Source organism: Amycolatopsis sp. NPDC023774 (assembly GCF_040639695.1).
Taxonomy (GTDB): domain Bacteria; phylum Actinomycetota; class Actinomycetes; order Mycobacteriales; family Pseudonocardiaceae; genus Amycolatopsis.
Map to the genome: position 1 here is coordinate 1,138,562 of NZ_JBFAAJ010000001.1, position 19,699 is coordinate 1,158,260.

The window sequence follows — 19,699 nt, forward strand, 5'->3', positions numbered from 1 at the left end:
ACGCGCGGGACACCTTCGTCACCGAACGTGGTGGCGAAGTCGGCGAGCGGTTGCAACCGGGTCCGGCAGGGGACAAAGGGGCACCGTCCGTGGCCGAAGGTGTCGGTTGCCCCCGGTGATGGCAATCGTCCGTTCAGGGGAAGGGTTGACTGTCGCGGGGTGCGAAGCGGCCACTGTGGGTGGTGGTCGCCGATCGTGCACCTCGTGCGGACGGCCTCGGGTGCTGTCCTACAGTTCTGCGCAGCAGGGCAAGGGTGATCTTGCCGGTTCGGGGAGGGTGGTCCGGAATGGCCGGGTTGAGGACTCGTCACCGCCAACAGGTGGCCGACGAGGCGCTCGTCCGCTCGTTGTTCGAGGAGCACGGAAAGGCGATGCTCGCCTACGCCACGAGACTCCTCAACGACCGCGCGGCCGCCGAGGACGTGGTACAGGAGGCGCTGGTGCGCGCCTGGCGCAACCCGGACAGCCTCGTCAACGGCAAGGGTTCCGTGCGCGGCTGGCTGCTGACGGTCGTCCGCAACCTGGTGATCGACAAGGTCCGCGCGCGTGACGCGCGCCCGGCGGAGGTCGCGGAGTCGCCGACCACCGTGCCGGTGGAGCACGACCACGCCGACCACGTCGTGGACTCGATGGTGGTCCTGTCGGCTCTCGAAGGCCTCTCGCCCGAGCACCGCGAAGTCCTGGAACAGATGTACCTGCACGGCCGCACGGTGACCGAGGCCGCCGAGCAGCTGGGAATCCCGGCCGGCACGGTGAAATCCCGCTCGTACTACGGTTTACGGGCATTGCGGGAGAAGTTCGCGGATCAGCGGGTGGGGGCGGCGTAGATGAGCGGGTTCAGCGACTTCCCCGACCACGCGGACCTCGCCGGCTACGTCGCCGGTGACGTCTCCGCGGAGGAGAAGCAGACGATCGAGGCGCACCTCGCCGGCTGCGCGGACTGCCGCGCGGAGGTCGAGTCGCTGCGCGAGATGCAGGAGTTCCTGGGCGACGTGCCGCCCGAAGCGCTGCTCGACGGCCCGCCGGAGGGCGGTGACCTGCTGCTGCAGCGCACGCTGCGCCAGGTGCGTTCGGAAGCGCGCAGCTCGGCCGGCCGTGGCCGGTTCCTGGCCGCGACGGCGGCCGTTGTGGTCGCGGCCGCCGCGATGGGCGTCGGTGTCGTGGTGGGCAAGGCGGGTTCGCCCGCGGGCCCGGCCGTCGCCGTTCCGCCGCCGCCCGCACCCGTGCCGACGACCGCGTCCAGCACCGTGCCCGGCACGAAGTTCCTCAGCGGCGCCTCGGGCGAGACGCGGCTCACCGCGAGCATCGTCCCGGCCGCGGGCTGGGTTCGCGTCGAGGCCGCCGTCACGGGCATTCCGGCGGGCGAGAAGTGTCGCCTGATCGTCGTCAGCAAGAACGGCGACCGCGAAATCGCCGGCGGCTGGCTCGTGTCCCAGAAAGCTGTCCACGACGGTGCGGACCTCAACGGTTCCGCCCTCGTCGACCCCGCTCAGGTCGCTTCGATCGTGGTCGAGAACACCGAGGGCCACCAGTTCGTGGAAGCGAACGTCTGACCTTCCGCGCTTCGTGCCCCGGCCGGTGGTGTGTTGGGCAAACCGGCGGGGGCGTCCACTTCGGACGATCCCGCGGCGGTCGGCGCGCAGGTGCGCCGGCTCGCCGGCGGGAACGTCGCGGCCCTAGTTCCGGTACCGGAACAGGATCCGGCCCCGGCTCAGGTCGTACGGGCTCAGCTCCACCAGGACCCGGTCGTACGGCACGATCTTGATGTAGTTCTTCCTGATCTTGCCGCTGATGTGGGCGAGCACGTGGTGCCCGTTCGACAGCTCGACCTTGAACCGGGCGTCGCGCAGGCACTCCACCACGGTTCCTTCGACTTCGATCCCGCCCTTACCGGCCATGGCGCACCAGCTCCAGAGTGCTGTTCGACCGTCGGGCGCCGAGGCCCTCGAACAACGCCGTCGCCGCTTCGTTGGCCTCGTTCACCTCGGCCGACGCCCTCTCGATCCCCGCCTCGTGCAGGACGCCGAGCGAGTGGACCAGCAGCGCACGAGCGATCCCGCGGCGCCGCCGGACGGTGCGGACGGCGATCAGCCCGATCCGGGGCAGGCGCGTCACTTGGACGACCCGGACCAGGCCCACGTACTCGCCCGCTTCGGCTGCCACGGCGTACTTCGCCGGGTCGACGATGGTGTCGCCGGGCCGGACCAGTACCTCGGCCGGCATTTCCTGCCAGCCGACGGTCGCTTCGACCTCGGCGCGGACGACGCGGTCCAGCTTCCGCAACGGGCCGTCTTCGGCAGCGCCGGCGGGCACGAGGGTGACGCCCGGTGGCGGGAGCGCCGGCCCCGTGACGCGCGGATCGGTGGGCACGACGTACTCCCACTCGCGCCGCCGGATCGTCAAGCCGGCCTGGCGCCAGGCGGCGAGCAGTTCCTGGTCGGTCTCGTCGGCAACAGTGTGGAGCCGTTCCGGCAACGTCGCGAGCACCGTGCGGACGAGCTGGTCGAAAACGGAGCGGTGCCAGGCGTCGACGCTGAGAAAGACCCGCCCGTCGGGGCGCGTGGTGGCCTCGGCGCGACCGGTGACCCGGTCGTCGTCCAGCGCGTGCCACCGCCTCGGCGCGACGCGGGTGATCTCGACCGCGGGTTCGCCCGCGGTGAAACGCAGAGTGTTCATGGTGGTCACCTTTCGGGAGTGCCTGATCAAGGCGCTCCCGGCAACCCCTACGTCAGTCGCCCGACCGTGACGACGAGGGGAGCACCCACATCGAAACAGCGTTCATGGGTCTCACCTCCCGGTGTCGAGTCACGGTCCCCGGAACGATAGCGGTCGGGCGTCGTCGTGCCCACCGATTTTGCCCACTAGCCGAACCTCGTGGTGAGCCAGGTGCAGGCGTGCTGCCAGGGGTCGTCGGCGGGGTCGATCACGCGGAAGTGGTCCACGCCGGGGAGCTCGGTGAAGGTGACGTCGTCGCCGGCGGTGCGGGCGGCCTCGACGTAGACGCGGCTGTGGTCGACGGGGACGCGGACGTCGGCGTCGCCGTGAACGATCAGCTGGGGCACACCGAGCGGCAGGCGCGTGAGTGGCGAGGCGGCCGGGTCCGGGGACGGCAGGAACAGGCTTGCGGCGCCCTCGCCGAGACCTTCGGCGGCGCTGCGGGGGACGTCAGTGACGGGGGCGAGGCCGATGACGGCCGACGGTTTCGCCGACACGGCGGCGAGGAGCGCCAGGTGACCGCCCGCCGAGTGGCCGACGGCTATCGTCGGCAGGTCTGCCGCGACGGGCACCGCGGCCACGGCGGCGAGGACGTCGTCGAGTGTCTGGGGCCAGCCGCCGGTGTCGCCGTCGATGCGGCGGTACTCGATGTTCGCGACGAGCCAGCCGGCGGCACCGAGGTCGGCCGCGAGCGGGTCCATCAGGTGCAGGTCGCGCTGGGCGCGCCACCAGCCGCCGTGGAGCAGGAAAGCCGTGCCGCGCACTGGGTTGTCGCCGTGCAGCTCGACGAACTGGCTGGGTTCGCCGCCGTAGCGGATCGTCCTCATTCCTCCATTACATCAGGGTCGCGCGGCGGGAAGCCGATGATCGCGGCGAGCACGTCGTAGTCCGGGGCCGGCTGTTCTTCGTCCATGCCGGGGAACACGGACCCGGCGTGGCGACGGTTCACCGCAGCAGCTCGTGCACTTTCGCGAGCCCCTCGTACGAAGCGCGGTACGCCTCGTACTGCCGGGTCAGGTCCGTCTGCGGCTCGAACACGCGCTCCACGGCGACGGTCGCGGCGGCCGCCGTCTCGACGTCCGGCTGCAGTCCCACGCCGACGGCCCCCAGCAGCGCGGCCCCGAGCGCGGCGCTGTCGGGTACGCGGAGGCGTTCGACGGGACGGCCGAGAACGTCGGCGTGCAGCTGCGTCCACAGGTCGCTGCGCGCGCCGCCACCGGAAAACGTGAGGGACGCAAGCCGGAAGCCGCACGCCTGTTCCACGTGCTCCAGCACGTGCCGCGCGGAGAACGCGACGCCCGTCAGCACCGCGCGCGAAAGGTCCGCTCGCGTCGCCGACGAGCTCAGTCCGAGGAAGCTGCCCCGCACGTCGGCGTCCCACAGCGGTGCGCGTTCGCCCTGCAGGTACGGCGTGAACACGATTCCGGCCTTACCGTCGGCCGCTGAGGTGAACACCTCGGGCACGGTCTGCCCCGACGCCTGGGCCCACCACCTGACGGCCTCGCCCGCGGCCTGCGTCGGGCCGGCGTGGACATAGAGGTCGCCGCGCGGCGGGAAAGTCACGATGCCCTTTTGGGGCGCACCCAGGCGCGACGCCCCCGCGACGACCAGCGACGTGCCGCAGGAGATCATGCCGCGGCCCGGTTCCGTCGTGCGCGTCCCGAAAACCGCACCGAACGCGTCCATCGTCCCCACGACGACGGGCGCGCCGTTGAGTTCCTCGGATGGCCCCAGCGGCGTTTCGGGCTCCAGGAGCTCTGGCAGCCGCTCACGCAGCCCGTCGACGAGCGCGACGGCCTCGGGCAGATAGCCGTGGGCGCCCGCGATCCGGACGCCGGACAGCTTGTCCGTGGCCACGCGCCCGGTGAGCCGCGCACCGATGAAGTCCTTGGGGCTCAGGATCCACCGCGCTCGCGCCCACTTGTCCGGTTCATGCTCGGCGAACCAGGCCGCCCGCGCCCCGACGAACGACGCGTCCAGCGCCACCGGCCCGCCCCAGATCCGCAGCTTGTCCTCGGGGGTGAACCGCGCGTCCAGCTCCCTCGCGACCTCGGCACACCGCTGGTCCTGCCAGATCACGGCGGGTGTCAGTGGCGTCAGGTCTTGCTTGACGAGCAGGTGGGTGTTGACCTGGCTCACGATCCCCGCCCCGCTTATGACGACGTGGGGCAGCTCGGCGAGGACGGTGCCGATCGCGGTGACGGTGGCGAGCCACCAGTCCTCGGGGTCCTGCTCCGCCCAGCCGGGCCGCGGCCGGGTGATCGGGTAGGGCACGCTGTGCACCGCGCGCGCCCGGCCGTCCGTTCGGAACGCGGCGACTTTCACGGCGGTCGTGCCGATGTCGATGCCCAGCACCACCTGGTTGTCGTTCATGGGAGAGATGTATCAAATCCCGCTACGGTCACGGAGTGACGACACCCGCCGAAGCCTTCATAGCCGCTTACCACGACCGGAAACCCCAGGCGATGTCCGATCTGATCGATTCGTGCCGGGTGGTCGGTGACGGGCGGACGAGTTACGAGGTCCTCGCCGCGCGGTTGTCCGGCGCACGCCGCGTCCTCGACCTGGGCTGTGGCGACGGGTCACTGCTGGCCGCGATCGAGGGCGCCGAGACCTTGGCGGGTGTGGACCTTTCCGCGGCGCACCTCGACGCGGCGCGCGTCCGGCCCGAGCTCGCGAAGGCCGACCTGCGGATCGCGCGCGTACAGGAGTTGCCGTTCGCGGACGGGTCGTTCGATGCCGTCGTTTCGCACATGGTGCTGATGCTTCTCCCCGACGCCGACGCGGTCATCGCCGAAGCCGCGCGCGTTCTGGCGCCCGGCGGGCTGTTCGCCGCGGCCATCAGCGGTGGCGTCACGGGGGCGCTGAAGGTGTTCATCGAACTGGCGATCCCGCTGTTCGACGAGGTTCCCGAAGAGCGCCGAGTCCACATCGGCGGCAATCCGCGCGTGCGGCGGCGCGAAGGCCTCGACGAGCTGCTCGGCACGGCCGGTTTCGAGCCCGTCTCTTGTCACCTGATCGACCTCGACTTCGGCGGGAGCGAGGCCGAGGTCTGGGCGCGCTGCTGCGAGACGTTCTACCCCGTCGACACCCTCGACACCACGCAGCGGAAGCGGCTCGAATCCGCGTTCCTGGAAGAAACCCGCGGCCTCGCCGAGGACGGCCGATTGCCCGCAGGGCTGAACATGCGGATCGTCGAGACGCGGCTGCAAGGAGATCTTCCGAGCTGACCTCGGGGCATGACGACGCCGGGGGGAGCCGTGGCTGCGGGAGTACCACGATCGCAAGCCGGATTCGCAGTCGGTGCTGAGCGAGGCCAGCTCGAGCAAGGGCGAGCGCAGGAGCTTCCCTTCGCGGACAAACGTTCGACGCCGTCGTGCCGCACAGCGATCGGGGCCACGGAGGCGTTCGGCGAACCTCGCCAAGCCGAGGTTCGCCGCGGTGCCGCCGGAACGCGAACCGCCGACGACGGAGACCGGTGGACGCGCACCGCGGCGGGGTTCGACGAGGTCCTCGCGCCGGTGGCGTGCGAACCCGTTGTGGGGGAACAGATCGCGGTCGATCTCGCCGCGCCGCCGGAACGGGTGTGGGTCACGTGTTGCGAGACGCTCTACCCCGCCTCGACGCTGGACGACGCCCAGCTCGCCGAACTGCGCGCCGAGTCCACCGAGGCGACGCGCGCGGGCTGCTGACCGCCGGCGGGATCCGGCCCGCGGCCGGGCGGCTCAACATCGCCCGAACGCGCCTGGCGGGGTGACGATCCGCGCTAACGTCTCGCCATGACGTCCGCCGAGGAGTTCCTGCGCAGCTACCACGACGCCCGCCCGGACGCCGCGTCCGAGCTGGCCGGGCGCGGCCGCGTGACGGGCGACGGGCGGACCGTGTACGAGGTGTTCGCCGACCGCGTCAGCACAGCCAAGGCCGCGCTCGACCTCGGCTGCGGGGACGGCGCGCTGCTCGCCGAGCTCGGGCGCCGCGGGGCGCCGAAGCTGGCGGGCGTCGACCTGTCGCCCGGGCAGCTGGCGTCGGCCGGGCGCCGGCCCGAGCTGGCCGAAGCCGACCTGCGGCACGGCCGGGCGCAGGAGCTGCCGTTCGAGGACGGCGAGTTCGACACCGTGGTGTCGTTCATGGCGTTGACGCTCATGACCGAGGTCGAGCAGGTCGTCGCGGAGGCCGCCCGGGTGCTGGGCCCGGGCGGCACGCTGGCGATCGGCGTCGGCGGTGGCGGGCGCGAGGCGATGGAGATCTTCCTCAAGGTCGCGCGGCCGCTGCTCGCCGTGGTGCCCGAGGAACGCCGGGTGCCGGCGGCCGGCGATCCCCGGACCCGCACGCGCGAGGGTCTGGACCAGCTGCTCACTCCGGCGGGCTTCGAACCCGTCGCGTGGGACCGGATGGTCGTCGACTTCGGTGGCACGCCCGACGAGGTCTGGCAAACCTGCCACGACAGCTACTACCAGATGGCCACCCTCGACGACACGCACCGGAAGGGCCTGCGCACTGCCTTCACCGTGGCGACGCGCAACCTCGTGACGCCCGAAGGCCGGCTGGCGGCGTCCGCGTGCGTCGACGTCGCCGTCACCCGGCTGCGGTGACGGCGCCGAACCAGCGCGTCAACGCCTTCTCCAATCCGCTCACGTCCGGCCGGGCGTCGGAGGAAGCCCAGGCGACGTAGCCGTCGGGGCGGATCAGCAGCACTGTCGCGTCGACGCCCGTGGCAGCGGTCACCGTGTCCACACGGTCGGCCCACGCAGCGGCGGCCGAGGAAACCGAACCGTCCGAGGTCAGGTCGACCAGGACCGGCCGCGCCGCGCGATAAGCCGCCGAGACGCCTGCCGAAGCCAGGTCCGGCGCCCACCGGCCGACGAGCGGGTGCGGGTCGTCGCCGTAGCGGATGTCTGCGCCCGACAACAAGTCCGCGAGGTGCTGCGTCACGTCCTGGTGGCCGAGGAGCTCCTCGAACAGCTCGCGCAACGCCGTGACCTCCGGGCCCGGCGCGGTCAGCGCGCCCTGCGCCTGCGTGTGCATCACCACGCGGCGGCTGGCCGGCCGCCGCTCGGCGTCGTAGGTATCGAGCAGGTCGGCCGGCGCCCAGCCGCGCACCTCGGCGGCGAGCTTCCACGCCAGGTTGACGGCGTCCTGCAGCCCCAGGTTCAGGCCCGGTCCGCCGATCGCCGAGTGCACATGGGCGGCGTCGCCGACGAGCAGTACGCGGCCGACTCGGAACTTCTCCGCCAGGCGCGTGTTCCCGCTGGACACGCGGCGCAGCTGGTGCGGCCCGGGACCGGAAGGCGCGTCCAGCGGCAGGTCGACGCCCAGCACCCGCCGCGCGCTTTCGCGAACCTCGTCGAGCGTCACCGGCACGTCGTCGGGCACCTGCGGCCGGCCGCGTTCGGACGAGGCCACCAGCGGTGCGGAGTTCGGGAACGGTGCGAACACGAACAGCCCCGTCTCCGTGCGAAAGTGCCGGAACGGCGGCACCGCGCCGACGCCGTCGAGCTGCAGCCCGCCCGTCGCCGGGTCGCGCACGGAGGCGGGCACGCTCACGTGCGCGGTGTACGAAACCGTGTTCTCCCAAGTGACACCGGGAAAATCGATCCCGGCGAGCTTGCGCACGGTGCTGCGCCCTCCGTCCGCACCCACCAGGAACTGTGCGTCCACAGTGTACCGACCGCGGGGACCCGAAACGGCGACGCGTACCGAATCGTCCTGCTCGAACCCGGACACCTCGTGGCCACGGCGGATTTCCACGCCCAGCGAGACCGCCCGCTCCTCGAGTGCACATTCCAGCTCACGCTGCGGCATCGGCAGGAGGTACACGGGGTTGACCGGCAAGCGGCCGAGGTCGAGCGGGAACGCGCCGAACATGTAGTGCGGCGCGGGCGTGGGTTCGGCCACCCCGGTCAGCTGCTCGTACATGCCACGGCGGTGTAGCAGCCGCACGACCTGGCCGACGAGCCCATTGGCCCGCTGCTCTTCACTGCGTTCGGTGAGGCGCTCCAGCACGAGCGGCCGGACGCCGGCGAGGCTGAGTTCGCAGGCCAGCATGAGCCCGTTGGGCCCACCGCCGGCGATCACGACGTCGATCGCGGGCATGGTTTCTCCTTGGCGGATCGGGAGGGCTCGCCAGATCAGGGAAGTTCGACGGTCACCGCGCCGAAGGCCGTGCGCAGCACCGAGGTGAAGGAAACGGGTGGTTCGGCGCGCATCCAGTGCGCCATGGCCGCGCGGATGGCCCCGCCGGCGGCGGTGGCGACGAGCACGGGATAGAGGTCGCGGGTGGCGTCGGTGCCGGTGCGGTCCGCGATCGCCTGGGCGAGCGCGATCTCGGCGGCGACGTTGGCTTTCTGGAACTCGCCCTGCAGAGCGGGTTCGGCGATCATCAGCTGCACGCCCTGTGTCCACAGGGGATCCGGAGGGGATTCGGGGCGGTCGGCCTCGAACCGGGCGAGCGCGGCTTCGGTGACGGCTTCCCAGAGCGGTTCGTCGGCCGGTCGCGCGCGCAGCAGGTCGGCGATGCCCTGGGCGCGGTCGTGGTGCCGGGCCGCGATGGCCTCGGCCTTGCTGGAGAAGTAGTTGTTCACGGTGCGCGGCGAAACGCCGGCCTCGGTGGCGATGTCCTCGATGGTCACGTGCGCCAGGCCACGTTCGACGACGAGCCGGATCGCGGCCCAGGAGATGGCGGAGCGCGTCTCCTGGCGGCGCCGTTCACGCAGGCTCGGCCGTTCGGTCATGCCCCCAAGTTAGCGCAGACTTGCGCATCACGCAAAATCTGCGTGATGCGCAAGTTCAGTGGGTACAAGAAAGCCCGGGGTCACCTGACCCCGGGCTTTCCCGAAACTCAGTCCTTGACGCCCTTCACGGCGTCCTTGACCTTTTCGGCGGCCTGCTTCAAGTTGCCCTTGCCCTGCTCCGTCTTGCCTTCGGCCTGCCACTGCTCGTTGCCGGTGGCGTCGCCGACAGCCTCCTTGGCTCGGCCCTTGAGCTCTTCCGCCTTGTTCTCGGCCTTGTCGGTCATGGTGTCGCCTCCCTTGCCTGTTGGCTGGTGCCCATTGGCTACCCCGTGGGCGGGAGGCCAAACACCGGGGACTCAGGCGTTGCGAAGGGGGGCGAGCGCCTTGCTCCACGCCTCGACCTGGTCGAGGGTCGTGTTGAGGTAACCGGTGTGCATCTCGGCCGGCTTGAACACCGACATGTTCTCGAAGTCGGTGAACAGCGACAGCGCGACCTGGCTCGTCACGTGGGCGACCTGCAGGTTGCTGAGCACGAGGCGCAGCTGTTCCACCGCACGGACGGCGCCGACGGAGCCGTAGCCCACGAATCCGGCGGCCTTGTTGTTCCACTCGGCGCCCAGGAAGTCGATGGCGTTCTTGAGCGGGCCCGGGATGGCGTGGTTGTACTCCGCGGTCACGAAGACGTAGCCGTCGAACTCGGCGATCTTCTCGGCCCAGCGCTTGGTGTGCGCCTGCGCGTACTGGCCCATGGCCGCCGGCAGCGGCTCGTCGAGGTGCGGAAGCTCGTAGTCGAGGAGGTCGAGGAGCTCGTACTCGGCGGTGCCGCGCTGCTTCGCGATGTCGAGGGCCCACTTCGCCACGGCTTCGCCGTTGCGGCCCGGACGGGTGCTGCCGAGGATGATCGCAATCTTGGTCATGTCCGACTTTCCTGGTTCGAGGGGGCGGTCATCGGTTCAGGCGCACTGGTCAGGTCTTGATCCAGAGGTATTGATGACGCGTCCACGATTTAATCTCAGCTCTGCGGACGTGTCAACAAAGCTGGGGCGAGGGTCATTCCCACGGTCGGGTGAACCAGCAGTAATTTGTGCGTGCCGTCGCCCACTCCCAGGAGCGAATCGTGACCACTTCACAGGACAGTTATCCGCTCGTGATCAGCGGCGGACGTGTGCTCGACCCGGAGAGTGGCTTCGACTCGGTGGCCGACGTCGGGATCATCGGCGGCATGGTGGGTGTGGTCTCCGCAACACCGCTTCGCGGTGAGTAGACGATCGACGCGACCGGTCTCGTCGTCGCGCCGGGGTTCGTCGATCTGCACAGCCACGGCCAGGCGATTCCGGAACAGCGGCTGCAGGCGCTCGACGGCGTCACCACCGCGCTGGAGCTGGAGGCCGGCATCACCCCGGTCGGCGCGGCGTACGCGCGGGCCGCGGCGGAAGGCCGGCCGATCAACTACGGCTACTCGACGTCGTGGGCGCTGGCGCGCATGGCCGTGCTCGCGGGCGCACCGCTCGATGGCCTGCCGGACACGGTGCTCACGCACCTGGGCGTGCCCGCGTGGCACGCCGAGGCGTCGGCGGCCGAGCGAGCGCGGATCTTCGAGCACCTGTCGCGGGACCTGGCCGACGGTGCGCTGGGCATCGGTGTGCTCGCCGGCTACGCGCCGCACCTCGACCCGGCCGAGTTCGTCGCCGTGGCGGAGCTCGCCGCCGAGGCCGGGCGGCCCGCGTTCACGCACGCGCGCCCGCTCGTCGAAGCCGACCCGCAGGTGCCCGTCGACGGCGCCGAGGAGATCGCGCGCGTCGCGGGGCAGACCGGCGTGCACTTGCACTACTGCCACGTGAACAGCACGTCGGGGCGCCAGGTCGACCGCGTGCTCGGGCTCGTGGAGCGCTGCCGGATGGAAGGCGCGGAGGTGACCACCGAGGCGTACCCCTACGGCGCCGGCTCGACGGCCATCGGCGCGGCCTTCCTGGCCCCGGAAGTCCTGGCGCCAAGGCATCCGGCCCGACTCGCTCGTGCTCGTCGGCACGGGGGAGCGCATCGCGGACGCCGCGCGCCTCGCCGAGGTCCGCGCGAGCGCGCCCGGCGCGCTCGCACTGCTGCACTTCCTCGACGAGGACGACCCGGCGCTGGAGCGCGCCTTGCTCTTCGAAGGCACCGCCATCGCGAGCGATGCCATGCCGCTGACGTGGACGGGTGTGCGGCCGGACGCCCTGACGTGGCCCCTTCCGCCCGGCGCGCTCGGCCACCCGCGCGGCGCGGGCACGTTCTCGCGCGCCATCCGCCGGCTCCACCGCGAAAGCGGGAAGCTGACGTTGTCCGAAGCGGTGGCGCGTTGCTCGCTGTTGCCCGCGCAGGTCCTGGACGAGGCCGTGCCGGCCCTGCGGCGCAAGGGCCGCCTGCGCGCCGGCAGCGACGCCGACGTGGTGGTGTTCGACCCCGCGCGGATCGCCGACCAGGCGTCCTATGTGGACGGAACGCGGCCCTCGCTGGGGATCGAGCACGTGCTCGTGAACGGCACCCCGGTGGTCCGCGCCGGCTCGATCGTGTCCGACGCGTTGCCCGGCAAGCCTGTGCGAGCCTGACCTACGCGGCGGTCCGCGCCGGCGGAAGACCGCCTGGTGGCGATCGTGGCCGCCGCGAGCACGAGGAACACGATCGCGGCCCCGTCCGGGTCAGCGTCAGGTTCCCGAAGTAGCCGATCGACAGCGCAACGGTAGGGCGCCCACCTGGCGGGTGGTCCTTTCTCGCGGTAATGCTTGTCAAAGCCGAGCTTCCGGCACGGCGAGCGGGGAGCCCGGCGCATGATCAGCTCGCGCTGGGCAGACGTCGATCCCGGATCAGCGCGGGCCCGCCACGGTTCGGGTATGGGGCCGGAGTATTCGACGCGTTCGGCACCGGTGAATGCCGCCGGCACCGCGATCGCGCGCCGGGCGGCGGCCCCCGCGCGGGACGAGGCGCCGGCCTCGGCGTAGGCGCCTTCGAGTGCGAGTAGTACCCGCGCCGGCGGAGGGCGGGGACCTGTCCGGGGTGGAAGGCGTGCGGCCCAGGTTGGGGGCCGCGAGAGCGCGGCGACACGCGGGCGGCGAAAGCACCGGGGAGTGCGAGTGCTGCTCGGCGGGGCGCCCGGCGTGTAAGTGCGGGGCCAAGGGGTGAGCGGTGCCGCAGGCCGGTTCGGTGGGCGGTCGGAGCGGCGACGGAGCCGGGGGAGCGGTCGCGGGTAGCAAGGAGTGACCCCCTTCAGTGGGCAGGGTCGACAACGATGAGACGACCGGTCATATTCAAGGAGTGGCGCAGGACCTCGCGCCGCCCAGGAACCGGATCGGAGTGAGCGGGCAATGAGTGACTTGCTGGACATCGCTGTCGAGGCGCACGGTGGGCTGAAGCGCTGGAACGAGCTGCGGACCGTGACCGCGCACCTGCGCAACGGCGGGGTCGTGTTCCCGCTGAAGGGCCAGGCCGGGCTGCTCGACGAGATCACCGTCCGCGTCGATCTGCACCGGCAGTTCACCAGTCACGCGCCGTTCGGCGGTCCCGGGCTGCGCACTGCGTTCCGCGGCGAGCACGTGGCGATCGAGAACGAGGCGGGCGAGGTCGTGGAGGAGCGCGACAACACCCGCGCCTCGTTCGCCGGCCACACGCTGGAGTCGCACTGGGACCGGCTGCAGACGGCGTACTTCGCGGGTTACGCGATGTGGACCTACCTGACCACGCCGTTCACGCTCACGCGCGCGGGCTTCCGCACCGAGGAGCTCGCGCCGTGGCAGGAGGACGGAGAGACGTGGCGCCGCCTGCGGGTGGAGTTCCCGGACGATCTCGCCACGCACAACAAGGTGCAGACGTTCTACTTCGACGCCGACGGCCTCATCCGCCGCCACGACTACGACGCCGAGGTGGTCGCCGGCGGCCCCGCGGCGCACTACTCGTCGGAGCACCGCGAGGTCGACGGCATCGTGGTCCCGACCAAACGCCGCGTCTACCCCGTCGGGGAGGACGGCAAGCCGGTGCCGGAGCCGCTGCTGGTGTCGATCGACCTCAGTGAGATCAAGTTCGCCTGAGGAATGGTGGACGCTACAAGCCGCGCAGGAGCCGCAGCGGTGACTCGACGCAGTCCGCGATGAACCGCAGGAACCCACCCGCCGTGCCGCCGTCGCACACTCGGTGGTCGAACGCCAGCGTCAGCTCGGTGACCTTGCGCGGCACGACCTGGCCGTCGACGATCCACGGACGGTCGATGATCCGGCCGATCCCGAGGATCGCGACCTCGGGGTGGTTGATGATGGCGGCGGAACCGTCGACGCCGAACACGCCGTAGTTGTTGATGGTGAAGGTGCCGCCCGTGAGCTCGGCGGGGGCGAGCGAGCCGGAGCGGGCGCGCTCGGTGCGTTCGGCGAGGGCGCCGGAGAGCTGTTCCACGGACAGCTCGTGCGCGCCGGGCACGACGGGGACCACGAGGCCGCGGTCGGTCTGCGCGGCGAACCCGAGGTGCACGACCGAGGGGATCACGATCTCGTCGCCGTCGAGGTGTGCGTTGAGCTCGGGGAAACGGCGCAGGCCCTCGACGGCGAACTTGGCCAGCAAAGCGAGCAGGCTGATCTTCGGGGCGGCGGCGTCTGCGTTCAGGGCGGCGCGGGTCTCGAGCAGGGCCGTCGCGTCGACGTCGACCCACACCGTGGCCTCGGGGATCTCGCGGCGCGAGCGGGTGAGCTTGTCGGCGACGGTCTTGCGGACGCCGCGCAACGGGATGCGGCGTTCGTCAGCGGCGGCAGGAGCGCCCGGCTCCACGGTCGCGGCGATCGCTCGCTCGACGTCGGCCCGGCTGATGATCCCGTCGGTACCCGAACCGGTGAGTGCCTGGATGTCCACACCGGACTGCTTGGCGAGTTGGCGCACCAGTGGCGACACCACGCGCACGCGCTCGGTCACCGGCCGCGGCGCGGGAACAGCGGCCGCCGCCGGCCGTCGCGTGCCCCGTGCGCGACGGGTCCGCCGCGCCTGAGCAGTGCCGGTGCCGTACCCGATCAGGACGTTGCCACTACCCTCAGGTGAGGACGCGGACGGCGTAGGCGTCACCACTCCCGGCTCGAGAAACGCCGGCGCTTCCTCCACGGTGATCAGCGGACTGCCGACCGTCAGCACGTCGCCGGCCGCGCCGTGCAGCGTCGCGACCCGGCCCGCGAACGGCACCGGCACCTCGACGCTCGCCTTGGCTGTCTCGACCTCCACCACCGTCTGGTCGACGGTCACGGTGTCGCCCACCGCCACGTGCCACGCGACGATCTCGGCGTCGGTCAGGCCCTCGCCCAGGTCGGGCAGCTTGAAGACGGGCATCACGCCTCCGTGTTCGTGAGCGGAGCGGCCTCGTCCCACTGCAGCCGCTCGATCGCGTCGAGCACGCGGTCGACGTTCGGCAGGTGGTGCTTCTCCAGGTTCGGGGCGGGGTAAGGGATGTCGAATCCGCCGACGCGCAGCACGGGCGCCTCCAGGTAGTGGAAGCACGTCTCCGAGAGCTGGGCCGCGACTTCGGCGCCGTAACCGCAGAACCGGCTCGCCTCGTGCACCACGACCGCGCGCCCGGTGCGCCGCACCGAAGCGGCGACCGTGTCGAGGTCGAACGGCGCGAGGCTGCGCAGGTCGATCACCTCGGCGCTGTAGCCCTCCTCCTCGGCCGCCGCGGCGGCTTCGAGCGTGGTGCCGAGCGCGCCGCCGTAGGAGATCAACGTGACGTCGGTGCCTGAACGCCGCACCACCGCACGGTCCAGAGTGGACGATCGGTGGTCGAGCAGCAGGGTCTCCTTCTCCCAGTAGCGCCGTTTGGGCTCCAGGAAGATCACCGGATCCGGGCTGTCGATCGACTGGCGCAGCAGCGCGTACGCGTCGGCAGGCGAAGCCGGCGTGACGACCCGCAGGCCGGCCGTGTGCGTGTAGTAGACCTCGGAGGAGTCACAGTGGTGCTCGACGCCGCCGATGCCGCCGCCGTAGGGGATCCGGATGACAATGGGCAGCTCGACGGCGCCGCGCGTGCGGTTGCGCAGCTTCGCCAGGTGGCTGGTGATCTGCTCGAACGCCGGGTAGGCGAACGCGTCGAACTGCATCTCCACCACGGGCCGCAAGCCGTTCATCGCCATGCCGATGGCCGTGCCGACGATGCCCGACTCGGCGAGTGGGGTGTCGAACACTCGCGTCTCGCCGAAGCGGGCGGCGAGCCCGTCGGTGACGCGGAAGACGCCGCCGAGCGTGCCGACGTCCTCCCCGAACACGAGCACGCGCTCGTCCTCGGCCAGAGCGTCGGCGAGAGCGCGGTTGAGCGCGCCCGCCATGGTGAGGGTGTCCGGAGTGGACTCGCACGTCGCGGTCATTCTTCGGCTCCGAAGGAGAGTTCGGCGGTGAGGTCCTCGGCCTGGTGGCGCAACGCGGCCGTCGGCTCGGCGTACACGTGGCGGAACAGGTCCGCCGGGTCGAGCACGGTGTCCACGTTCATGCGCTCGCGCAACGACGCGGCTTCGGTCTCGGCGCGCGCGGCGATCGCTTCGCGCGCGGTGTCGTCGAGCAGGCCGCGGTCGGTGAGATAACGCTCGAGCCGCGCGATCGGGTCGCGGGTGAGCCAGGCCTCGACTTCGGCGCGGTCGCGGTAGCGGGAGGCGTCGTCGGCGTTGGTGTGCGACTCGACGCGGTAGGTGAGGGCCTCGATCAACGTCGGCCCGCCACCGGCAGCGGCGCGCGCGACAGCCTGCTCCACCACGGCGTGCACGGCGGCCGCGTCGTTGCCGTCCACCAGCACCGACGGCATGCCGTAACCCACGCCCTTGTGCGCGAGCGAAGGCGCCGCGGTCTGCTTCGAGAGCGGCACGCTGATGGCGTAACCGTTGTTCTGCACCAGAAACACGACGGGCGACTGCCACACGGCGGCGAAGTTCAGCGCCTCGTGTGTGTCGCCTTCGCTGGTGGCGCCGTCGCCGAGCAGCACGAGCGCGACGGTGTCCTCGCCCTTGGTCTTGGCGGCGTGGGCGAACCCGACGGCGTGCAGCGTGTTCGTGGCCAGCGGCGTGCACTGGGGTGCGACATTGGTGCGGTACGGGTCGTAGCCGCAGTGCCAGTCGCCGCGCAGCAGCGTGAGGACCTCGACCGGGTCGACGCCGCGCGCGACCACGGCCATCGAGTCGCGGTAGGTCGGGAAGAGCCAGTCCTGCGGACGCAGCGCGAGGATCGAGCCGATCTCGCCGGCCTCCTGGCCGCGCGCCGACGGGTACACGGCGAGGCGGCCCTGCTTGGTGAGCGCGGTGGCCTGCGCGTCGAAGCGGCGGCCCGACACCATCGCGCGGTGCAGGCGCAGCAGCACGTCGTCGGCCGGCATCTCCAGGGCGGCGTCGGCGACGGGCGCGCCGTCGGCGGTGATGAGGCCCAGAGGCTCGTCGCTCGGGAGGAAGAACGACGCGGCGGTGCGTTCCGTGGTGGTCACCGGCAGCTCCGATCGACGGGGAACAGGGAAGACGTCTAATGCTGATCTTCGCTTTGCACCGATCAGGGGTCCAGGTATCAGCGGCAAGTGTGGAACAATGGCTCGTCTGGCCGAGGCAGGCCGGATGAATGGCTTCGAGAGGTGCGGGAATGTCCGAGCCGGGTGGACGAATGGCGGCGGCCCTGGACGAGGTCGACCTGAAACTCATCGCCGAGCTGAAGGCCGACGGGCGCGCGTCGATGCGCGCGCTGGCCGAGCGCGTGCACATTTCGCGAGCGGGCTGTTACACCCGGGTGGAGCGGCTGCACCGCGAAGGCGTGATCACCGGGTACGCCGCGGTCACCGATCCGCGCCGGATGGGGCAGGGACTCGCGGCGTACGTCTACCTCAAGGTCACGCAGAACTCGTGGCGCACCGTGAGCGCCGCGCTCAAGAGCATCCCCGAGATCGAGCACGGCGGGCTCGTCTCGGGGGACAACGACCTCATCCTGTTCGTGCGCACGAGCGATGCCGACAGCCTGCGCGACCTGGTCTTCGAACGGCTTCAGGCGATGCCGGACGTGCTTTCGACGCACACCGTGCTGGTCTTCGACGAGCTGTGAGGTCTCAAGACACCAGCGAGTCGAGCAACTTCAGGCGCTCGGCCGACGCCGAGCCGGGCTCGGCACCGGAAAAGATGATGCGCTGACCCGAGTCGTCGGGCAACCGCAGGCTCTCCTCGTTGAGGGTGAGCCGCCCGACGAGCGGGTGGTCGTATTCACGGACCGAGTGGAGGCATTGCGCCACGGGGTGCGAGGCCCAGATCCGCGCGAACTCGGGGCTGTGGATGCTCAGATCACCGATCAGCTCCGCCATTTTCGGGTCTTCGGTCAGCTCGCCAGTGGCCATCCGAAGGTAGGACGCCGCGTTGCGGGCCTGGCGCTCCCAGTCGACCACGAGGTCGCGCATCGCGGGTTCGAGGAACAGGTGCTTGGTCAGGTTGGGCCGCGCGTCGCGGTCGATGCCGAGCAACGCGAAGCCGAGCCGGTTGCCGCCGAGCAGGTCGGTCCGTCGGCCGACGATGATCGCCGCCTGGTCGATGTTGCTCTCGACCAGTGCGAGAACGGAGTCGCGCACCAGTTCCGGGCCTGCCTCCCGCCGCATCACCTGGGCGGGCCAGGCCAGGCGCAGCAGGTGCATCCGCTCGCTCTCGTCGAGGCGCAGCGCGCTGGCGATGGCCTCCATCACCGAGTCGGACATCTGGTGGCTCTCGCCCTGCTCGATGCGGGTGTAGTAGTTCACACTCACGCCGGCGAGCTGCGCGACCTCTTCCCGCCGCAGCCCGGGGACGCGCCGCGGGGTGCCGTAGGTCGGCACCCCGGTCTCCGCGGGCGTCAACGCCGCCCTGCGGGAGCGCAGGAAGTCCCCGAGTTCGGTGTTGCGCTGCTCGCTCATCAGCCCATCCTCTGTGGTTTCGGCCTCGGCTCCGCCGAGGCACGCGAGATCGCTTTGAGCCGGCTTCTTCCCTCCCGATTTCCGCGCCGCCCAGGGGCCGCGCGAAATCGCTCAGTCCAGCAGCCGGCGCGATCTCGCTGCGACGTCAGCCGAGTCCATCCTCCTCCGCGGGCCCGCGCGCTGCCGTCCCCTCGTGTGGGTACCCAGCGCGTGGCGAGGTGCGGTTGCCGCGATACTTACAACATCGGGGCATGACGAAGTATTCGGTCACCCTCGGACTGGACACGTTCGGGGACGTGCTTTCCGACGACGGCGGCCCACCCGTCAGCCACGCCGAGACCATCCGCGGCCTGGTGGAGCACGGCGTGCTCGCCGACCACGTGGGCCTCGACTTCTTCGGCATCGGCGAGCACCACACGGTGGACATGCCGCTCTCGGCGCCCGACGTGGTGCTGGCGGCTGTCGCGGCGCGCACGTCGCGCATCCGGCTGGGCTCCGCCGTCACGGTGCTGAGCTCCGACGACCCCGTGCGCGTCTTCCAGCGCTACTCGACGCTCGACGCGCTCTCGCGCGGACGCGCGGAGGTGATCCTGGGGCGCGGGTCCAGCACCGAGTCGTTCCCGCTGTTCGGCTACGACCTGGGCGATTACGACGAGCTGTTCGACGAGAAGGTGGACCTGTTCTCCCGCCTGCTGGAGGAGAAGGCCGTGACGTGGTCCGGCCGGCTGCGGCCCTCGTTGCACGGCCAGGAAGTGGTGCCGCACACGGAGACGGGCCCGATCCCAGCGTGGATCGGCGTCGGTGGCAGCCCCGAATCGGTGCTGCGGACGGCGAAGTACGACATGTCGCTGATGCTGGCGATCATCGGTGGCCCGGCCGCGCGGTTCAAGCCGTTCGCGGACCTGTTCCGCGACGTGCAGCGCCGCCTGGACAAACCGCAGAAGGCGATCGGGCTGCACATGCCCGGCCACATCGCCGACAGCGACGAGGACGCGATGGAGGAGCTGTACCCGCACTACGTCGACGTGCTCACCCGCGTCGCGCGCGAACGGGGGTTCCGGCCGCCATCGCGGGAGCAGTTCCTCGACGAGGTCTCCGAGCGCGGCGCCTGGCACGTCGGCTCGCCGGGCCCCGATGGTGCGCGACCTGATGGCTGAGTAAGCGTTGACGGGGGTGGCGGCTTGGCCACCACCCCCGCAGACAGCGTCGCGCTGGCTACCACAGCCGCGAGATCGCGCCGGCTTCTGGACTGAGCGGGTTTCGCGCGGCCCCGCGGCGGGGCGGGAAACCCGGCGCGGCGAAACCGGGCGGGGGCGGAGGCCCCCCCCCCCCGCGCCGCCGGCGGGAGCACCACACACAA

22 protein-coding genes and 1 pseudogene are annotated in these 19,699 nt (G+C 71.2%); 10 read left to right on the forward strand and 13 right to left on the reverse strand.

Annotated elements, in window-relative coordinates:
• The first annotated feature begins 287 nt into the window (after positions 1-287).
• A complete protein-coding gene (locus AB0F91_RS05790) occupies positions 288-827 on the forward strand; it encodes a sigma-70 family RNA polymerase sigma factor (protein ID WP_220243543.1) in 540 nt (179 codons plus the stop codon).
• Positions 828-1,553 carry a zf-HC2 domain-containing protein gene (locus AB0F91_RS05795; protein ID WP_360595047.1) on the forward strand — a complete coding sequence of 242 codons (726 nt, stop codon included), beginning with the start codon at positions 828-830 and terminating at the stop codon, positions 1,551-1,553. It abuts the gene before it with no gap.
• Positions 1,554-1,676: 123 nt separating this feature from the next.
• Here AB0F91_RS05795 and infA read toward each other — a convergent pair whose 3' ends face one another.
• From infA to AB0F91_RS05820, 5 genes are all read right to left on the reverse strand, one after another.
• Positions 1,677-1,898 (reverse strand): translation initiation factor IF-1, encoded by a 222-nt coding sequence (gene infA / locus AB0F91_RS05800; protein ID WP_285973085.1) that lies wholly within the window; start codon positions 1,896-1,898, stop codon positions 1,677-1,679.
• Positions 1,888-2,676 (reverse strand): GNAT family N-acetyltransferase, encoded by a 789-nt coding sequence (locus AB0F91_RS05805; protein WP_360595049.1) that lies wholly within the window; start codon positions 2,674-2,676, stop codon positions 1,888-1,890. Before AB0F91_RS05805 ends, infA begins: the two co-directional genes overlap by 11 nt.
• A 185-nt stretch (positions 2,677-2,861) precedes the next feature.
• Entirely contained in the window at positions 2,862-3,542 is a 681-nt protein-coding gene (locus AB0F91_RS05810) for an alpha/beta hydrolase (protein WP_360595051.1), read from the reverse strand.
• The gene (locus AB0F91_RS05815) at positions 3,539-3,664 is read right to left on the reverse strand and encodes a hypothetical protein (RefSeq protein WP_360595052.1); all 126 of its coding nucleotides are present in this window, start codon (positions 3,662-3,664) and stop codon (positions 3,539-3,541) included. Before AB0F91_RS05815 ends, AB0F91_RS05810 begins: the two co-directional genes overlap by 4 nt.
• On the reverse strand, positions 3,661-5,088 hold the full coding sequence (locus AB0F91_RS05820; protein WP_360595053.1) for an FGGY-family carbohydrate kinase: 1,428 nt from the start codon (positions 5,086-5,088) through the stop codon (positions 3,661-3,663). The genes AB0F91_RS05815 and AB0F91_RS05820 overlap by 4 nt, the downstream gene beginning before the upstream one ends.
• A 35-nt stretch (positions 5,089-5,123) precedes the next feature.
• Here AB0F91_RS05820 and AB0F91_RS05825 point away from each other — a divergent pair, with 35 nt between their 5' ends.
• The 3 genes from AB0F91_RS05825 to AB0F91_RS05835 all read left to right on the forward strand — a co-directional run bounded on the left by AB0F91_RS05825 (position 5,124) and on the right by AB0F91_RS05835 (position 7,307).
• Positions 5,124-5,945 (forward strand): class I SAM-dependent methyltransferase, encoded by an 822-nt coding sequence (locus tag AB0F91_RS05825; RefSeq protein ID WP_360595055.1) that lies wholly within the window; start codon positions 5,124-5,126, stop codon positions 5,943-5,945.
• A gap of 309 nt (positions 5,946-6,254) precedes the next feature.
• Complete coding sequence (locus AB0F91_RS05830) at positions 6,255-6,407, forward strand: hypothetical protein (protein ID WP_360595056.1); 153 nt, start codon at positions 6,255-6,257, stop codon at positions 6,405-6,407.
• A gap of 87 nt (positions 6,408-6,494) precedes the next feature.
• On the forward strand, positions 6,495-7,307 hold the full coding sequence (locus AB0F91_RS05835; RefSeq protein ID WP_360595057.1) for a class I SAM-dependent methyltransferase: 813 nt from the start codon (positions 6,495-6,497) through the stop codon (positions 7,305-7,307).
• Here AB0F91_RS05835 and AB0F91_RS05840 read toward each other — a convergent pair.
• The 4 genes from AB0F91_RS05840 to AB0F91_RS05855 all read right to left on the reverse strand — a co-directional run bounded on the left by AB0F91_RS05840 (position 7,291) and on the right by AB0F91_RS05855 (position 10,363).
• On the reverse strand, positions 7,291-8,808 hold the full coding sequence (locus AB0F91_RS05840) for an FAD-dependent monooxygenase (protein ID WP_360595058.1): 1,518 nt from the start codon (positions 8,806-8,808) through the stop codon (positions 7,291-7,293). The genes AB0F91_RS05835 and AB0F91_RS05840 overlap by 17 nt on opposite strands.
• A 35-nt stretch (positions 8,809-8,843) precedes the next feature.
• Positions 8,844-9,446 (reverse strand): TetR family transcriptional regulator, encoded by a 603-nt coding sequence (locus AB0F91_RS05845; protein ID WP_360595059.1) that lies wholly within the window; start codon positions 9,444-9,446, stop codon positions 8,844-8,846.
• Between the two features lie 107 nt (positions 9,447-9,553).
• Positions 9,554-9,730, reverse strand: coding sequence for a CsbD family protein (locus AB0F91_RS05850; RefSeq protein ID WP_360595060.1), 177 nt, complete (start codon positions 9,728-9,730; stop codon positions 9,554-9,556).
• Positions 9,731-9,802: 72 nt separating this feature from the next.
• Positions 9,803-10,363: an NAD(P)H-dependent oxidoreductase gene (locus tag AB0F91_RS05855; RefSeq protein WP_360595062.1), complete on the reverse strand. Its 561-nt coding sequence runs from the start codon at positions 10,361-10,363 to the stop codon at positions 9,803-9,805.
• A 392-nt stretch (positions 10,364-10,755) separates the two neighbouring features.
• Between AB0F91_RS05855 and AB0F91_RS05860 the strand changes: the two are divergent.
• The 3 genes and pseudogenes from AB0F91_RS05860 to AB0F91_RS05870 form a co-directional block, all read left to right on the forward strand.
• Positions 10,756-11,265 (forward strand): annotated as a pseudogene (locus AB0F91_RS05860) (D-glutamate deacylase); the annotation flags it as partial.
• Between the two features lie 196 nt (positions 11,266-11,461).
• Positions 11,462-12,031 (forward strand): amidohydrolase family protein, encoded by a 570-nt coding sequence (locus AB0F91_RS05865; RefSeq protein WP_360595064.1) that lies wholly within the window; start codon positions 11,462-11,464, stop codon positions 12,029-12,031.
• Positions 12,032-12,784: 753 nt separating this feature from the next.
• Positions 12,785-13,504, forward strand: a complete 720-nt coding sequence (locus AB0F91_RS05870; RefSeq protein ID WP_360595066.1) for a hypothetical protein — start codon at positions 12,785-12,787, stop codon at positions 13,502-13,504.
• A gap of 13 nt (positions 13,505-13,517) precedes the next feature.
• Here AB0F91_RS05870 and AB0F91_RS05875 read toward each other — a convergent pair whose 3' ends face one another.
• The 3 genes from AB0F91_RS05875 to pdhA are packed head-to-tail and all read right to left on the reverse strand — an operon-like array spanning position 13,518 to position 16,905.
• Complete coding sequence (locus tag AB0F91_RS05875) at positions 13,518-14,777, reverse strand: dihydrolipoamide acetyltransferase family protein (protein ID WP_360595067.1); 1,260 nt, start codon at positions 14,775-14,777, stop codon at positions 13,518-13,520.
• Complete coding sequence (locus tag AB0F91_RS05880; protein ID WP_360595069.1) at positions 14,777-15,805, reverse strand: alpha-ketoacid dehydrogenase subunit beta; 1,029 nt, start codon at positions 15,803-15,805, stop codon at positions 14,777-14,779. Before AB0F91_RS05880 ends, AB0F91_RS05875 begins: the two co-directional genes overlap by 1 nt.
• Positions 15,802-16,905: a pyruvate dehydrogenase (acetyl-transferring) E1 component subunit alpha gene (gene pdhA, locus AB0F91_RS05885; protein ID WP_360595071.1), complete on the reverse strand. Its 1,104-nt coding sequence runs from the start codon at positions 16,903-16,905 to the stop codon at positions 15,802-15,804. The genes AB0F91_RS05880 and pdhA overlap by 4 nt, the downstream gene beginning before the upstream one ends.
• A 149-nt stretch (positions 16,906-17,054) precedes the next feature.
• Here pdhA and AB0F91_RS05890 point away from each other — a divergent pair, with 149 nt between their 5' ends.
• Positions 17,055-17,507, forward strand: a complete 453-nt coding sequence (locus AB0F91_RS05890) for an Lrp/AsnC family transcriptional regulator (RefSeq protein ID WP_360595072.1) — start codon at positions 17,055-17,057, stop codon at positions 17,505-17,507.
• Between the two features lie 4 nt (positions 17,508-17,511).
• Here the strand turns inward: AB0F91_RS05890 and AB0F91_RS05895 are convergent, their stop codons facing one another.
• Positions 17,512-18,339: a helix-turn-helix transcriptional regulator gene (locus tag AB0F91_RS05895; protein ID WP_360595074.1), complete on the reverse strand. Its 828-nt coding sequence runs from the start codon at positions 18,337-18,339 to the stop codon at positions 17,512-17,514.
• A 251-nt stretch (positions 18,340-18,590) separates the two neighbouring features.
• Between AB0F91_RS05895 and AB0F91_RS05900 the strand changes: the two genes are divergently transcribed.
• Complete coding sequence (locus AB0F91_RS05900; RefSeq protein ID WP_360595075.1) at positions 18,591-19,496, forward strand: LLM class flavin-dependent oxidoreductase; 906 nt, start codon at positions 18,591-18,593, stop codon at positions 19,494-19,496.
• Positions 19,497-19,699 lie beyond the last annotated feature (203 nt).

Bases quoted from the DNA above. Each gene is read 5' to 3' on its own strand.
- AB0F91_RS05870 (WP_360595066.1), top strand. From the start codon at position 12,785: ATGAGTGACTTGCTGGACATCGCTGTCGAGGCGCACGGTGGGCTGAAG.
- AB0F91_RS05880 (WP_360595069.1), bottom strand. From the start codon at position 15,805: ATGACCGCGACGTGCGAGTCCACTCCGGACACCCTCACCATGGCGGGC.
- AB0F91_RS05845 (WP_360595059.1), bottom strand. From the start codon at position 9,446: ATGACCGAACGGCCGAGCCTGCGTGAACGGCGCCGCCAGGAGACGCGC.
- AB0F91_RS05795 (WP_360595047.1), top strand. From the start codon at position 828: ATGAGCGGGTTCAGCGACTTCCCCGACCACGCGGACCTCGCCGGCTAC.
- AB0F91_RS05820 (WP_360595053.1), bottom strand. From the start codon at position 5,088: ATGAACGACAACCAGGTGGTGCTGGGCATCGACATCGGCACGACCGCC.
- AB0F91_RS05890 (WP_360595072.1), top strand. From the start codon at position 17,055: ATGTCCGAGCCGGGTGGACGAATGGCGGCGGCCCTGGACGAGGTCGAC.
- AB0F91_RS05805 (WP_360595049.1), bottom strand. From the start codon at position 2,676: ATGAACACTCTGCGTTTCACCGCGGGCGAACCCGCGGTCGAGATCACC.
- AB0F91_RS05895 (WP_360595074.1), bottom strand. From the start codon at position 18,339: ATGAGCGAGCAGCGCAACACCGAACTCGGGGACTTCCTGCGCTCCCGC.
- AB0F91_RS05855 (WP_360595062.1), bottom strand. From the start codon at position 10,363: ATGACCAAGATTGCGATCATCCTCGGCAGCACCCGTCCGGGCCGCAAC.
- AB0F91_RS05875 (WP_360595067.1), bottom strand. From the start codon at position 14,777: ATGCCCGTCTTCAAGCTGCCCGACCTGGGCGAGGGCCTGACCGACGCC.
- AB0F91_RS05850 (WP_360595060.1), bottom strand. From the start codon at position 9,730: ATGACCGACAAGGCCGAGAACAAGGCGGAAGAGCTCAAGGGCCGAGCC.
- AB0F91_RS05810 (WP_360595051.1), bottom strand. From the start codon at position 3,542: ATGAGGACGATCCGCTACGGCGGCGAACCCAGCCAGTTCGTCGAGCTG.
- AB0F91_RS05900 (WP_360595075.1), top strand. From the start codon at position 18,591: ATGACGAAGTATTCGGTCACCCTCGGACTGGACACGTTCGGGGACGTG.
- AB0F91_RS05840 (WP_360595058.1), bottom strand. From the start codon at position 8,808: ATGCCCGCGATCGACGTCGTGATCGCCGGCGGTGGGCCCAACGGGCTC.
- infA (WP_285973085.1), bottom strand. From the start codon at position 1,898: ATGGCCGGTAAGGGCGGGATCGAAGTCGAAGGAACCGTGGTGGAGTGC.
- AB0F91_RS05790 (WP_220243543.1), top strand. From the start codon at position 288: ATGGCCGGGTTGAGGACTCGTCACCGCCAACAGGTGGCCGACGAGGCG.
- AB0F91_RS05835 (WP_360595057.1), top strand. From the start codon at position 6,495: ATGACGTCCGCCGAGGAGTTCCTGCGCAGCTACCACGACGCCCGCCCG.